The following is a 14209-nucleotide window of genomic DNA, read 5'->3' as shown; positions in this document are numbered from 1 at the left end:
AGAACTACGGGATGTCACCTATTCGTTTTCATCTTTATCGGAAATAATGTCTTTTTTCATTATACATTTCCATACAATATGGGAACGCTATTCGCATCGTGTTTCTTCCATTCAAAGAATAGTCACGATTCTGTATATACATACTTGGGTTATGAATATAGAGAGCAAGCATGCTCACAGAGCCATATGAGCACGGTTTGCCACAACAAAGAGCATTAGAAATTCAGTCATTGGGGGTGTAATGTTGAGCCTGCTTCATGTTGCTGTGATTCTGCCTTTTGCCGCTGGTATTGTACTTGCCATGCTGCATCGTTTCTTCCGTAAAATACATATGGGATGGCTGGTTTTACTTGTCCCGGCCCTATTATTTGTTTATTTTGCGAGCCTCGTACCCGCCGTGTCTCAGCGCAATACGGTATCTGGGTATATCCCCTGGATTCCGTCACTGGACATTGGATTTAATCTATATCTTGATGGTCTAAGTTTGCTGCTGACATTGTTAATCACCGGTGTAGGAACACTGGTGGTGCTCTACTCCATTTTCTACATGGATACCAAAGAAGCCTTAAACCGCTTTTATTTGTATCTACTGATGTTTATGGGAGCCATGCTTGGCGTGGTGCTGTCAGACAATATGATTGTGTTGTATGGATTCTGGGAGTTGACCAGTATTACGTCCTTTCTCCTGATCGCTTTTCACTACAAACGTAAAGAATCCACCTCAGGCGCACAGAAATCGTTCCTCATTACTGTATTTGGCGGATTCGCCATGCTTGCCGGATTCATGCTGATGTATCTCATGACAGGCACGTTCAGCATTCGTGCAACCATTACGGAATGGGGACAGATTCAGGACAGTGCACTATTCTTGCCCGCTCTTGTGCTGATTCTGATCGGTGCTTTTACGAAATCGGCGCAGTTCCCGTTCCACATATGGCTGCCTGACGCCATGGAAGCTCCAACACCGGTTAGCGCCTATCTGCATTCGGCAACCATGGTCAAGGCGGGACTGTATGTCGTCGCCCGGTTTACACCCATCTTTGGTGGACAGGGATTATGGTTCTGGCTTGTCACCGGGGTTGGACTGCTCACCCTGTGTTATGGATCATTCCTTGCCGTGAAAAAAAATGACCTTAAGGCGATCCTGGCCTACTCTACCATCTCACAGCTTGGTTTAATCATGTCCCTGCTCGGCGTTGGCTCGGCGGCCATCTATTTCGGATATGGCGAATCCTCCGCGATGTACACGGTTGCCATTACGGCAGCACTGCTTCATCTGTTCAATCACGCTACCTTCAAAGCGGCACTGTTCATGGTCGTAGGCATTGTGGATCATGAGACAGGCACGCGGGATATAAGGAAACTCGGCGGACTTGCTTCATTTATGCCTGTGACCTTTACGGTAGCGCTCGTCGGAGCACTCGCCATGGCCGGAATTCCGCCGTTTAACGGATTTCTGAGCAAGGAGCTGTTCTTCCAGGCTATGGTGGAAGTAACACACCTCCGCATCTTTGGACTCGGATCATGGAGCATACTCTTGCCTGTGTTCGCCTGGCTCGCAAGTGTGTTCACTCTGATCTATGCGCTTATTATTGTGTTCAAAACGTTCCTTGGTCGCACCCGCAGCGAGATTCCTGCCGAGAAGCTGCATGAAGCTCCCGTTGGCATGTTAATTCCTCCGGTTATTCTCGGGATACTCGTGATCATATTCGGTCTATTCCCGAATCTGCTGGCTGGATCATTAATTGAACCAGCGATGGCTGCTGTACTTCCATCACTGTTGAACGGAAATGAACACTTTGATGTTCATTTCTCTCTATGGCATGGCATCACACCAGAATTAATCATGACCATTGGTGTAATCGCCCTCGGTATTACATTGTACAAACTGCTGCCGCGCTGGAGAACGATTTATGAGCATTACCCACAAGGGTTAACGATAAACAATATGTACCATGTCGTACTCGATAACCTTCAGCATTATGCACGCAAATGGACGGAAGCCTATATGAATGGCTCGGTTCGTAACTACCTGGTATACATTTTCTCGTTCACCGTTGCATTGCTGGTTTATGCTTTTTTCCGCTCAGGGGAAAATATCACCTGGAATTTCAAGGGCAACGCCCCTTTTTCTTTCTATGAAGCAGTACTGCTCGTCGCACTGATTGCATCAGCGGTTTCGATCCCTTTTGCCAAGAACAGACTATCCGCAGTCATTATGACAGGCGCAGTGGGTTACCTCGTCACATTACTGTTCGTGCTGTTCCGAGCGCCGGATCTGGCATTGACCCAGATGATTGTCGAAACGGTATCCGTTGCACTGTTTCTGCTCTGCTTCTATCATCTGCCTGAACTACAACGAGGCAAATCAAGCCGCAGCTATCTTAGTGTAAATATGATTGTTGCCATTGCCGTAGGCGTAGTCATGACCTTTGTTGCATTAGCTGCGAGCGGAACCGCGTCACTCGAGAGCATTTCGGAATTTTTCATTCAGGAAAGTTACAATCTGGCTGGCGGCAAAAATGTCGTCAACGTGTTGCTGGTGGACTTCCGTGGTTTTGATACCTTACTGGAGATTATGGTACTTGGGGTAGCTTCGTTGTCCATCTACTCCATGATTAATCTGAATCTTGAAGCGAGGGACCTTGGCGCAAGACTGAAATTCCGCAAGAAAGAACAGACTGAAGAAACCGATGAAGATACGGATGACAAAGCGGACAATACGAAAAAGTATGGCAACCGTGAACGTAGCTCATCAACCTGGGATACCGTACCACTGCAAAGCAACGATGTGTTGTTGCAAACAACGACCAAGGTTGTTGTCTTTATCATTCTGACCTTCGCGCTGCATCTGTTCTTCGCAGGACATCATAACCCGGGTGGCGGGTTCATTGGCGGTCTGGTGACCGCCGCTGGTCTCGTGTTAATTGCGCTGGCGTTCAGTACAGATACTGTACGTAAAGCGTTACCTATCGATTTTCGCACCTTGACAGCCATCGGGCTGGGCATTGCCTTATTGACTGGAGCAGGCTCGTTTTTGTTCGGCGTACCCTTCCTGAGTCAGACCTTTGGTTATTTCGATCTTCCAATACTCGGAGAAACAGAACTTGCAACCGCGATGCTGTTTGACCTCGGCGTATATCTCGCCGTCCTGGGAGTCACCATGAATATCATTCTACAGATCGGGGAGGATCGCTGATATGGAAATATTGATGTGTGTGGCCGTTGGCATTTTGTTTGCAGTCGCCGTCTTTTTAATCTTATCGCGGAGCCTGCTCCGGATCGTGCTTGGCATGTCCATACTCACTCACGGGGTGCATCTACTGCTGATTACGATGTCCCGCCTCAAAACTGGAGCACCACCGCTGCTTGGGGAGCAGGCTGAACGCTACGTTGATCCACTTCCCCAGGCGCTGATATTGACATCCATTGTTATTAATTTCGGACTTACCGCCTTTTTCTTTGTACTTTCCTATCGTTCCTATCTGAAGCTGAAAACAGACGATATGGAAGAAGTAAGGGGGCGTCCTTATGAATAATCTCGTTGTTCTGCCCATTCTACTGCCACTGATTACAGGGGTTATAGCCCTTCTATTCTTCCGGCGGGTAAACATCCAGCGGGTTGTGAGTGTTATTGGCCTTTTGCTGACCGCAGCCGCTTCAACTGTCCTGATTACCCAAGTGACACAGTCCGGCATACAGACGCTCAATATGGGAGGCTGGGAACCACCCTACGGTATTGTACTTGTTGCAGATATGGTATCGGCCTTGCTTGTCGTGGCCGCTTCGATTATTGCACTGGCGTGTCTGCTCTATGCCTTCCGCAGTGTGAATAAGGAACGGGAAGAACATCATTTTTACCCGTTCTTTCATTTCCTGATTGCAGGCGTGAACGGTTCCTTTCTTACCGGAGACCTGTTTAACCTGTTTGTCTGCTTTGAACTGATGCTCATCTCTTCTTATGCACTAATCGTATTGGGAGGTACGGAAAGACAACTACGAGAAACGATCAAGTATGTGTTGATTAACATTGTCTCTTCTGCACTATTTGTTGCCTCTATTGGTTTTCTTTACTCTATTACAGGCACATTAAACATGGCCGACTTGTCCAATCGGATCGCCGAAGTTGGACAGAGTGGAGTCATTACCCTGATCGCTGTCCTGTTCCTGATCGTATTCAGTATCAAGGCTGGACTGTTCCTGTTCTTCTGGTTATCCGGCTCTTACGCAGCCCCTCCGGCAGTGGTCACCGCCCTATTCGCCGGTTTGCTGACCAAAGTTGGCCTGTACGCCATTGTGCGAACATTCACACTGATTTTCTATCATGATCCGGATTTCTTCCATGCCCTTATCGGCTGGATGGCTGGAGCGACCATGGTACTCGGAGTAATCGGGGCGATTTCCTATCGTGACGTCAATAAAATACTGATCTACAACGTGATTGCAGGGGTGGGATTTGTAGCCTTCGGGATGGCTGCTGCCAGCCGTCCTGCACTGGAAGGTCTGCTCTTCTACATGCTGCATGATATGCTCATCAAAACACTGCTATTCCTGCTCGGAGGCGCTCTGATCGCGGTCGCAGGCACCTCCAAACTCGACAATATGGGCGGGCTGATCCACCGCTACCCACTGCTTGGTTGGATGTTCTTCATCAGTGCACTTGCGCTGGCAGGTATTCCTCCGTTCAGTGGATTTCCTGGGAAATTGTTGTTATTTGAAGGCGGGTTGCAGGCAGGTCTCTACGGACTGACAGGCATTGCCGTCCTTTCCAGCCTGCTGATGTTGTATTCGGTTCTTCGCATCTTCATCCAGGCGTTCTGGGGTGAACCGCCGGCAGGCGCAGTGAGAAGACCTTACGCCGTGAACGGCCTGCTCATCCCTGCCGGAATTCTGTTTGTGTTCATCATCGCGATGGGTGTGGGGGCTGAGGGCATGTTCCAACTGACCTCCCGCGCAGGCGACATTCTGCTGCATCCCAATGTTTATATTGATGCAGTCTTGAAGGAGTAGATGCGTATGGCCTTTCAGATTGTACTTAATTTGATCATTGGCTTTGTATGGATGTTTCTGAATAATGAGTGGAATGGGGTTGGCTTTCTCACGGGTTATCTGCTGGGTCTGCTATTGATTGGGAGCATGCGGCGATTCTTTCCACAACGCTTCTATATCGTTCGTGTCTGGGCAATCATCAAGCTGATTGCCTTGCTGTTCAAGGAACTGGTACGGGCCAGTATTGAAGTTATTCGCCAGATTGTAAAGCCGAAGCTTGATATTCGGCCCGGCATATTTACCTATCAGACACAGCTGTCCTCCGACTGGGAAGTTACACTCCTGTGTCTGCTCATCTCACTGACGCCAGGCTCCCTCCCACTTGAAATTTCAGGGAATCAACGCAAATTATTTATACACGCGCTGGATATCAAAGACGAACAGAAAATGAGTGATGATATCAAAAATACGTTCGAAAAAGCCATTATGGAGGTGACACGATAATGTTATCCTCAATGTTGTTCATTTCCTTGCTTATTCTCTCCCTAGCGATCCTGGGTTGTCTGTACCGGGTGCTACGGGGACCATCCATGGCCGACCGGATTACGGCACTGGATACGATCGGTATTAACGTCATTGCCATCGTGGCTGTTCTATCCATGATGCTGCATACCCAAGCTTATCTGGATATTATTCTGTTGATTGGCATACTCGCTTTTCTAAGCACAGTTGCATTTGCACGATATATTGAACGGGGGGCGGTATTCAAAAATGAAGGAGATCGTTGATGGAACCGCCGGAATTGTCATTGGGCTCATTGTCTTGCTGGGAGCATTACTGAGCGCATTTAGTGCATTCGGACTGATCCGACTGCCAGATGTCTATTTACGGGCACATGCCGCCACCAAAAGTACTACACTCGGTGTACTTTGTGTACTGAGCGGAACGTTTCTCTTCTTCTGGTATTTCGATAACTATATCAGTGCTCGGGTATTGCTTGGCATTGTGTTTGTATTTATCACAGCACCGGTAGCCGGACATCTGAACGGACGGGCTGCCTATCGCACAGACGTACCCCTATGGGAACAAAGTGTACAGGATGAACTTGAGCCACTTTTAAAAGGTAAAAAGGTCAACCACGAGGCCAATGATATGATGGAATAGTCACTTGGTTAACAATCAAATCCCCCCGGAACATGCCGTATATTACTTGGCTGTCCCGGGGGGATTTTTGGCTATACGATTCAGTTAAGTCCAATCTATGTTCGAGGAGCAGCGGAACGAAGCTTTATTTTAACCGGATCAAAATCCATTCAGTCCCTGTCTTCTCAGATCAGCAGCAACGATTCGTGCAAGCTGAGCAGCACCATCACGATTCGGATGCAGCGTGTCTCCTGTCATATACAAGGCCAGTGTTGCAGCCGGTCCAATGGAAGTGAAATAAGCCGAACTGAGTTTGTTCAGTTCTACAAGCGTCACGCCCTCTTCCTGAGCCAGTGCACGTGTAGATGCATTGTACCAGCGATTCTCCGCAGTATGCACATTGGCTGAATTGAAATCAGTTGCCCGACCCTGAGGTGTCGATAGAATGACGGTGGCTCCTTTATTTTTGACCTGACGGACCATGTCACGCATGATCTCCTTGAACTCTGCTTCGGTTGTATTGTTCTTGGCATTGGTATCGTTAATCCCTAATTGCAAAATAAAGTAGTCTCCTGGCTTAATATACTTCAAAATTGCTTCCATCTGTCCATCATCGCGGAAACCTCTTGCAAATTGACCACTAGAGGCCATATTGCGAACTTGAAATGTACTGGTATTCACGTAGGAAGGAAAAAGCTGCCCCCAGCCACCCTGTACACTGCTGCTGAGTGGATAGTAATTGCAGACCGTCGAATCGCCACCAATATAGATCGTACGGTTCGTCACCGTCTGATTCGATATTTTCCGGATTTCAAGTGCGCTGAGTGTAAATGCCGTGCCTTCCTTCCCTTCTGTTACCAGTAGATTTAACTGTCCATCCGTCACCGGAATTTGAAATTGATCGGTCGCCCCATTCCCCGTCATATTAATGATCTGGTATACACCTTCTGCCGCCACACTCGATCTTGCAGTATTACCCAGGACCACTTTGACCTCATAGAGACCATTGGACAGATCCACATTAAACGTATTCGTACTCTTCGTGCCAAAGGTGACAAACTGAACGGCATCACTTGCAACGCCCGTTCCAGATGCAGATACATTACGCATATTAGCAGGTGTATTGAATCCATAACCTTTTGCTGAATTGTAGGCCTCCGTTGCTGATACACCAGTGTAACCATTCTCAACTGCACCAGCACCAAAATCAAATTTGTACTCATTCGCCGCAGCTTGGGCGATCTGTCCGCCATTAGCTGCCAGAGCACCTCCAATCAGACTAGTAAACAGGGTAAGACAGAGCAAATACCGCACGGATTTTGACCATTTCATAACTAAACTCTCCTCTCAAAGGTTCATTTGTATGATTGCCTTACAGAACGTTATCAAGCCAGTCATAGGCTTTCGCTCCGCTGATCTCATGGCCTCCTGTAAAAAAGTCTGCATCGAGCCATTTCTGTGCTCCCGCCTGTTCATAGATCTCTGTCAAACGTGCATAGGCTTCTTTTGCTATTGGCAGCGGAAATACCTGATCTTCACTTCCAGTTTCAATAAATAGCGGCCTGGGTGCGATCAGACCTATGATATCCGGCAGCTCTGCTTCCCGCAGAATTCCTGGAATATAATTGTCGAGGCAATGATTTCTGTCCAATATGCTGCCCTGGAAAGTACTAGCGTAACCGCTCACCACAGCCGCACGGCACCGTTCATCCAATGCAGCAGTGAATGCTGTCACGAGTCCACCACCCGAGATGCCCATGCTGCCGATCCGCACTGGATCAGCTTCAGGACGGGTAGTTACGTAATCCAGCACACGCATCGTTTCATAGATTCGGTGCCCGGCCAGGGTCTGCCCAGTCATGAGCAGATGGGCGGCAATTTTGGTACAGGAGCTAGCGCCGGGTGGTGCATCCCGATCCTCCTCCAACCTTCGGTCACCAAATCCAAGCATTTCAGGAGCGGCAACCACATATCCACGCTGTACAAGGGCGACGGCGAAGTCTTTATGCAAGCCAGGCACTCCTCTACGCGGTGAACCGTCGGGTTCCATGCCGGAGATCTCCCGGCTACCATACCCGTGTCCATGGCAGGCTATAATGGCTGGGCGTGATTCTTTGGTAGCGCTTACCAAATTCGGTATCAGCATATAGATAGGCATGCGCAACCCCGCGTAGGTCGTAATCTCAACCCGCTCACGAATGTAGCCATCACATGAGGTGCGTTCGAGCAATACGGGATTCAGCTCCGACACCACGGATGGGAAGCCGCCCAGCCGATCTATAATCCGTGCTCGCAACTGGCTGCGCCATTGCTCAAGAGATTGACCCGTCTGGTACGCAGAGCGTCCACGCGGGCTTGTTTGTTTTTGCAGATAAGATTCAATATCCGACATTACCGTTCATCCCTCCTGTGGATTCAAATGATAGACGTATGTAAGAAAATATATGTTGGACTTGTCCAGTCTATTATAAATCACGGTACAGTCGGTGAATTGAACATTATTGCCTGTTTTGGGCTGAATTCACACTATTTTGATGAAAAAAAGGATATCCTCGCATACCTGATCTTCAGGCTCCGAGAACATCCTTCTTAATCCGGCCTTTTATTCCCTGTGCCCTGGTAGCCACCAGTTCCATCTGCCCATCAGTTTCATAAGTGCAGGTACCAGCACCAGGCGGATAATGGTTACATCAATGAACACCGCCGCTGTAATTCCGATTCCCAGCTGTTTGACACCCGCCACGTCAGCAAACGCAAAAGGCACAGTCACTGCCAGTAGAATCGCCGCCGCCGATGTAATCAGACGTCCGGTTGAAGCCAGTCCTTGCTGTACGGCCAGATCACTATCCCCTGTTCGTCTGTATACCTCCTGGATGCGGGTCAGCATAAATACGCCATAGTCCATCGAAATACCAAAGACAAGCCCAGCAATGAACACGGGAATCATAATGGCAATGGCAGATGGCTCCATGCCAAAATGGCCCTGATTAAAGACCAGTACGAGCACGCCGAATGAAGCAGCCAAGCTGAGCAGATTCATCAGAATGGCTTTGATTGGAATGAGCAGTGACCGGAATGCTGCGAGTAATACGAGATAATTCGATACCACAACAAACACCAGCACTTTGGGCAGTTGACCTGAAACTTCTTGCATGATTTCATGTTGCATGACTGCTTCTCCCCCATAACGCAGAGGTATGAAGGGAATGGAGTTAGCGCTGTCCTTGGCCCTCATCTGTTCGAGCCAGGATGCAGCCTCATCGGAACCCGGTGCTCCGTGAATGGTAGCCACAATACGAATAGAGTAGTCGGACACATATGAACGCAGCCATGCAGGCGGCTGAGATGTGGTTTCTTTCAGTGCCTCACGCAAAGATGATGATAAGATGTTCATTTGAGATTGAATATAAGATTGAGATTGGCCTGAGAGCTTGTCCGGCAGCATGATCCCCCACGCGGACTCAACAGCCACCACATTCGAATCCTGCTGAAGCTCTTGCATTTTACTCAACGCCATTCGCCAATGAAATGTGGTCAACGGCTCTCCCGTTCCACCAATTACAATCTCTACAGCAGATACATTCTTTTGTCCAAAAATACTCTGGATCTGCTCAGTCGCTTGACGAGACTCCATTCTGCCAGGCAAGGAAGAAGCATCCGGAATGGCGATCTCTAACCGGGCAACCGGTAGAACAAAGAGAAGCAGCGCACCCGTTCCAAGCAAGGCCATCCGAACCGGCCGTTTCATAATGATGCCTGACCAGAATGACCAGATCGAACGTGAAGGCAATGATTGTTGATGCTGGCCCTGCTTTGAAGAGATGGAATGCCCGGAATGTTGTCTAAAGATTCGCACAGAATAGAGGGATAGAATGGCTGGCAGCAGTGTTATATTCAGCAGGACCGATATGACGAGCACGACAATGGCTCCCAGGGATACACTCAGAAACATCGGCAGTCTAATCCAGAGCAGACCGAGCAGCCCTAACAGCACACAAGCAGCAGAAAAGAATACGGCTCTGCCTGCTGTTCGCAGCATTCTCTGGAGAACTTCCTCGGCCCTCGAACCTGTTTCTTCGCTATTCTGACCTCGCTGGAGTTCCTCACGGTATCTGCTGAGAATTATCAGAGCAAAGTCTATGCTGAGCGCCATTCCCACCATCGGAATAACATTGATCACAAAGTTGGAGAGCGCCAGATGGTAACCCATTAGGGATGTAACTCCCATTGCCGTTATGACGCCGGACACTCCCATAATGACTGCAATTAGCGCTGCATAAAGACCTCTGAATGCAAAACACAAAATGACGAAGGCAAGCGGCAATCCCACAATCTCTGCCCGTTCCAAATCGCGAAAACTGAGACGATTTACATCCTGCTGTACAACGGATTTCCCTGTTATTTGGATCGTTCCCGTACCGTCTGTTGTAAGCACGGAACGCAGCTGTTCAAGCGGCGGACCCATCTTGTGAGGCGGTACATCAAACGCCAGCAAAGCATAGGCCACATCCCCCCGCAGCATCCGGCTTCCACGTGATTCAAGCGGAGAGATTATGGACGTTACACTTGACAGTGTACTCACCTGTTGCAGACGATTTTTAATCCAGCCCCGGAATTCGACGGGGGTAGTGCCTGTCTTTTTTTCAAATAGAAGAATAACCGGATCAGCAGGAACATGGAACTCTTTCTCCAGAATAAGCTCTACAGCATGAGCATCTCCCTGGTTCAAGTTCAATCCATGATCCTGAACAATACCAGGCAATTTCCATGCCCAGATGGCTGACATCCCGATGACAAACACCCAGCAGAGAATGATGAACCGCGGATATCGGCTAATGAGGACAGCAAGGCTGCGATAACCCATACCCAAGCTCCTCTGCTATCAGATTGGTAATTCCGATTCTTTTAAATTGCGCCTTGATTCACTGTTTCTCTTTCTTCAACGGATGCAGGAACATAAGTAAAAGGAAGCAATTCGGCTGTTAAACCCGGTCCAAATGCAAGTGCAATTCCGCTGGAAGCTTCTTCATTTTTACGATAATCATCGCGGATGGCTTGTAAAACAAACAAAATCGTCACAGAGGATAGATTTCCATAATCCCGTAAAATGTTTCGGCTGTAAGCGACCTGTTCATCTGACAGCTGGTACAGCTTCTGCACCGCATCCACAATACCTCTGCCTCCGGGGTGGATCGCCCAGATTTCTGGTAGATCGCTGCCGTTCAGTAATCGTTCAACCTCTGGACCAAGATGTAAACCCAGCAGCTTCGGAATCTGTGGCGAGAGATACAGATCGAAGCCGGTATTGCCCACTTCCCAGATCATCTCTTCAGAACAGTCTGGCAGCAACACGGAATGCCCGCTACCCAATCTGAACAGTTCTTTGCGTCCTGTTCCGGACAGGCCCACAACACAGGCAGATGCGCCATCACCGAAGAAGGAGGCTGCGAACAGGTCATCCCGCTTAGCGGAAGGCTGAAAATGAAGGGTGCACAGCTCCACACATACGATAAGAACTGTAGCGTCTTTCTCACTCGTCACAATTGAATTTGCTAACTGTACAGCTTTCAGACCAGCGGCGCATCCCTGGAACACAAGCGGAATCCGGTTAATACGTGGCGATAGTTCAAGCTGCTGAATCAGCCGAACATCGAGACCGGGCAGGAATTGCCCTGTGCAACTGACGGTAATGAGATGTGTAATCTCTGAAGTCGAAACGATGGCATCCTCGAGTGCCTGACGCGCTGCCTGGATTCCAAGCGGAACGGCTGCTTCCTTATATTTGGCCATACGTTCGGCTGTGGTCGGAACGTTCTCCGCCTGGGTAAAGGGCAGATAACGGCAAGACTCTACTGGCTCCAGCAGGTTCGGCTCACATGAATAACGCGTCTCGACACCGCACTGGTTGAATATTCGCTTGGCCCATCGTCTGGAATCCGGTTCATGCTCCAGCGCTTGTGCGAGCCGAGCAGACACATCCTTTTGCTCAATGCGGTGAACAGGCAATGCCGTTCCAATTCCTATGATACTTGCGGCTACGGTTCCATCAAGTTGGTTCATCGGCTCCAACCTCCTTATATATAAATGGGTTCTTGTCACATGTGCAGGATATAGTACAAGTCTATTCAGGGCTTGCCCCCTTTATGTTCACGAAACAAGCAAAGGCGGACAACATATGCGAATTCCGCACATGTTGTCCGCCTTATTAAACGACGATTATTATTATCTTATCCGGACCCATTCTTCAATAGATCGTTCAGCCTGCTCCGCTGCTACTCCGGCCTTACCACCGTAAATCTCTCGCCAAGTTTGGCATAGTCATTTCCAGCCAGTCTGCTAATCGGTTTCAGCTGATCCATCAATATATATTTGGTGGCAGGATCATACACGTTCTCACTGAAATGGTATTGTACAATGCGAACCAGAAGCAAATCACTCACAGGTTTTCCCTCATCGTTCGATATCAGTATATGCTGATACAACTTACACTCCATCCGAATGAGTGCTTCCTGTATTGCTGGTACGGAGACCACCGTACTTGGTACAGTCGTTAGATTTGTCCGTTCCAGCTCACTTTCGTGGGGCTCCAGCATGGCAGCAGTCTCGTTCATGTCAAGAGCAATCGATTCATCACAGATATGTACTACCAGTTCTTGCAAGGAAAGCACATTGCGAGCCGTATCTTTCATAACGCCATCCTTGCGACCGATGGATATGGATAATATCGGCGGGTCAGAGCTGACTATATTAAAAAAACTAAAGGGCGCTGCATTAATGACGCTACCATCATGAGAAAGTGTTGTCACAAATGCGATTGGGCGCGGTACCACCGAACCACTCATCAGTTTATAGTTATCTCTGCCCGTCAATTCTCGCGGATCCAAAGTATACATCATTAGCTATCCCCTTCCGTAATTGTAAAACGATACTGACGAGCTTCACTTCATTAGTAATTATATATCGTAAAATGTTGAAATCACAAAAAACTCCCTGGTGCTCATCGCACCAAGGAGTATACACATTCGGATTCGTATTTGATATCTATTATTTTACAATACTGTTCTGAATGTCTTCCATAATTTGAAGGTTCGCTTGAACTCCACTATACAACCAGCTGCTCGAACGGGTAAATTCGAATAAGTTACCATTTTTCACTGCCGGGATGCTTTGCCATACCGGATCTTTCAGTGCTTCTGAACCAGTACCTTCATCACTATTCACAAAGAACAAGTAGTCTACATCCATTTCCGCCAATTTTTCCAGCGAGATGGAAGACCAGTTACCTGTCGCATTAGCAGAGATTTCTTTCACAACTTCAGGCTCAGCAAGACCCAGTTCCTTGTACATCACTTCACCACTGGATACATTGTCACTTACGATGAAGAATTTGCCGCTAACCAACCAAATGGCCGCTGCCGATTTCGTTCCACCTGTAACGGTATTGATTTTTTCCTTGATTTCTGTGGCTTTCACTTCGTAATCATCCAGCGCTTTTTGTGCTTCATCGCCTTTATTCAGAATTTCGCCGATTTTCAGCAGCGCTTTGCGCCAGTCGCTGTTGACTTCGTCGCCAAGTACATAAGTAGGCGCGATCTTGCTGTATTGTGCGTATTTCTCGCCTTCAACCACACTTCCGGAACCGATGATAATCAGATCCGGGTTGAAGCTTGTTACCGCTTCGAAAGGAAGATCGAAGGCAATCGTTGGAATGCCGTCCAGATCTTTTTGCAGATACTCCTGGATTCCGTTGGCTACGGACCATTGGGCAACTGGCTTAACGCCAAGTGTAACCAGATTATCTTCCAGATACGAAGCGATGATACGCTCCGGATTTGCAGGGATTTTCACTTCGTGACCCATTGCATCTGTCAATGTACGTTCTGTCGGAGCTTCTGTCTGTGTCTCTGTCTCCGTTGCTGTATTGTTCTCTCCTGCTGCTGTACCGTTGTCTGCTGGCTTCGATCCGCATGCTGCCAGCCAGATGGACATGACCATTACAGTGATCAGAAGCATGACCATTTTTTTATTTTTCTTAAACAAGTGACTATCCCCTTTCAATATGAACACCTCAATGGAA

At 48.3% G+C, this 14209-nt stretch carries 12 protein-coding genes; 6 read left to right on the top strand and 6 right to left on the bottom strand.

Annotated features, from left to right (window positions below; translation table 11 throughout):
- The first annotated feature begins 244 nt into the window (after positions 1-244).
- From A6049_RS04230 to mnhG, 6 genes are read left to right on the top strand one after another with little or no spacing between them, the layout of a single operon-like run.
- Positions 245-3199, top strand: coding sequence for a Na+/H+ antiporter subunit A (locus A6049_RS04230; RefSeq protein WP_063563411.1), 2955 nt, complete (start codon positions 245-247; stop codon positions 3197-3199).
- Between the two features lies 1 nt (position 3200).
- Positions 3201-3539 carry a Na(+)/H(+) antiporter subunit C gene (locus A6049_RS04225; RefSeq protein ID WP_024631879.1) on the top strand — a complete coding sequence of 113 codons (339 nt, stop codon included), beginning with the start codon at positions 3201-3203 and terminating at the stop codon, positions 3537-3539.
- A complete protein-coding gene (locus A6049_RS04220) occupies positions 3532-5010 on the top strand; it encodes a Na+/H+ antiporter subunit D (RefSeq protein ID WP_063563410.1) in 1479 nt (492 codons plus the stop codon). Before A6049_RS04225 ends, A6049_RS04220 begins: the two co-directional genes overlap by 8 nt.
- A gap of 6 nt (positions 5011-5016) precedes the next feature.
- Complete coding sequence (locus A6049_RS04215) at positions 5017-5493, top strand: Na+/H+ antiporter subunit E (protein ID WP_063563409.1); 477 nt, start codon at positions 5017-5019, stop codon at positions 5491-5493.
- Positions 5493-5777: a Na(+)/H(+) antiporter subunit F1 gene (locus tag A6049_RS04210; protein ID WP_063563408.1), complete on the top strand. Its 285-nt coding sequence runs from the start codon at positions 5493-5495 to the stop codon at positions 5775-5777. The genes A6049_RS04215 and A6049_RS04210 overlap by 1 nt, the downstream gene beginning before the upstream one ends.
- A complete protein-coding gene (gene mnhG / locus A6049_RS04205) occupies positions 5761-6153 on the top strand; it encodes a monovalent cation/H(+) antiporter subunit G (protein WP_063563407.1) in 393 nt (130 codons plus the stop codon). Before A6049_RS04210 ends, mnhG begins: the two co-directional genes overlap by 17 nt.
- A 138-nt stretch (positions 6154-6291) precedes the next feature.
- On the opposite strand, the gene A6049_RS04200 is transcribed toward mnhG, so the two are convergent.
- The 6 genes from A6049_RS04200 to A6049_RS04175 all read right to left on the bottom strand — a co-directional run bounded on the left by A6049_RS04200 (position 6292) and on the right by A6049_RS04175 (position 14172).
- Positions 6292-7464, bottom strand: coding sequence for a rhamnogalacturonan acetylesterase (locus A6049_RS04200; RefSeq protein WP_095205960.1), 1173 nt, complete (start codon positions 7462-7464; stop codon positions 6292-6294).
- A 40-nt stretch (positions 7465-7504) separates the two neighbouring features.
- The gene (locus A6049_RS04195) at positions 7505-8524 is read right to left on the bottom strand and encodes an alpha/beta hydrolase family protein (RefSeq protein WP_063563406.1); all 1020 of its coding nucleotides are present in this window, start codon (positions 8522-8524) and stop codon (positions 7505-7507) included.
- Positions 8525-8734: 210 nt separating this feature from the next.
- The gene (locus A6049_RS04190) at positions 8735-10996 is read right to left on the bottom strand and encodes an MMPL family transporter (protein WP_063563405.1); all 2262 of its coding nucleotides are present in this window, start codon (positions 10994-10996) and stop codon (positions 8735-8737) included.
- 41 nt (positions 10997-11037) lie between these two features.
- Complete coding sequence (locus A6049_RS04185; RefSeq protein ID WP_063563404.1) at positions 11038-12192, bottom strand: type III polyketide synthase; 1155 nt, start codon at positions 12190-12192, stop codon at positions 11038-11040.
- A 212-nt stretch (positions 12193-12404) separates the two neighbouring features.
- The gene (locus A6049_RS04180) at positions 12405-13025 is read right to left on the bottom strand and encodes a flavin reductase family protein (protein ID WP_063563403.1); all 621 of its coding nucleotides are present in this window, start codon (positions 13023-13025) and stop codon (positions 12405-12407) included.
- A gap of 151 nt (positions 13026-13176) precedes the next feature.
- The gene (locus A6049_RS04175; RefSeq protein ID WP_240321304.1) at positions 13177-14172 is read right to left on the bottom strand and encodes an iron-hydroxamate ABC transporter substrate-binding protein; all 996 of its coding nucleotides are present in this window, start codon (positions 14170-14172) and stop codon (positions 13177-13179) included.
- Positions 14173-14209 lie beyond the last annotated feature (37 nt).

This window comes from Paenibacillus sp. O199 (genome assembly GCF_001636635.1).
GTDB lineage: Bacteria > Bacillota > Bacilli > Paenibacillales > Paenibacillaceae > Paenibacillus > Paenibacillus marchantiae.
This window is presented reverse-complemented; position numbering and strand designations above follow the sequence as displayed.

Coding starts and splice junctions, on each gene's coding strand:
- A6049_RS04220 (WP_063563410.1), top strand. CDS start 3,532: ATGAATAATCTCGTTGTTCTGCCCATTCTACTGCCACTGATTACAGGG.
- A6049_RS04185 (WP_063563404.1), bottom strand. CDS start 12,192: ATGAACCAACTTGATGGAACCGTAGCCGCAAGTATCATAGGAATTGGA.
- A6049_RS04195 (WP_063563406.1), bottom strand. CDS start 8,524: ATGTCGGATATTGAATCTTATCTGCAAAAACAAACAAGCCCGCGTGGA.
- A6049_RS04210 (WP_063563408.1), top strand. CDS start 5,493: ATGTTATCCTCAATGTTGTTCATTTCCTTGCTTATTCTCTCCCTAGCG.
- A6049_RS04225 (WP_024631879.1), top strand. CDS start 3,201: ATGGAAATATTGATGTGTGTGGCCGTTGGCATTTTGTTTGCAGTCGCC.
- A6049_RS04190 (WP_063563405.1), bottom strand. CDS start 10,996: ATGGGTTATCGCAGCCTTGCTGTCCTCATTAGCCGATATCCGCGGTTC.
- A6049_RS04180 (WP_063563403.1), bottom strand. CDS start 13,025: ATGTATACTTTGGATCCGCGAGAATTGACGGGCAGAGATAACTATAAA.
- mnhG (WP_063563407.1), top strand. CDS start 5,761: ATGAAGGAGATCGTTGATGGAACCGCCGGAATTGTCATTGGGCTCATT.
- A6049_RS04200 (WP_095205960.1), bottom strand. CDS start 7,464: ATGAAATGGTCAAAATCCGTGCGGTATTTGCTCTGTCTTACCCTGTTT.
- A6049_RS04215 (WP_063563409.1), top strand. CDS start 5,017: ATGGCCTTTCAGATTGTACTTAATTTGATCATTGGCTTTGTATGGATG.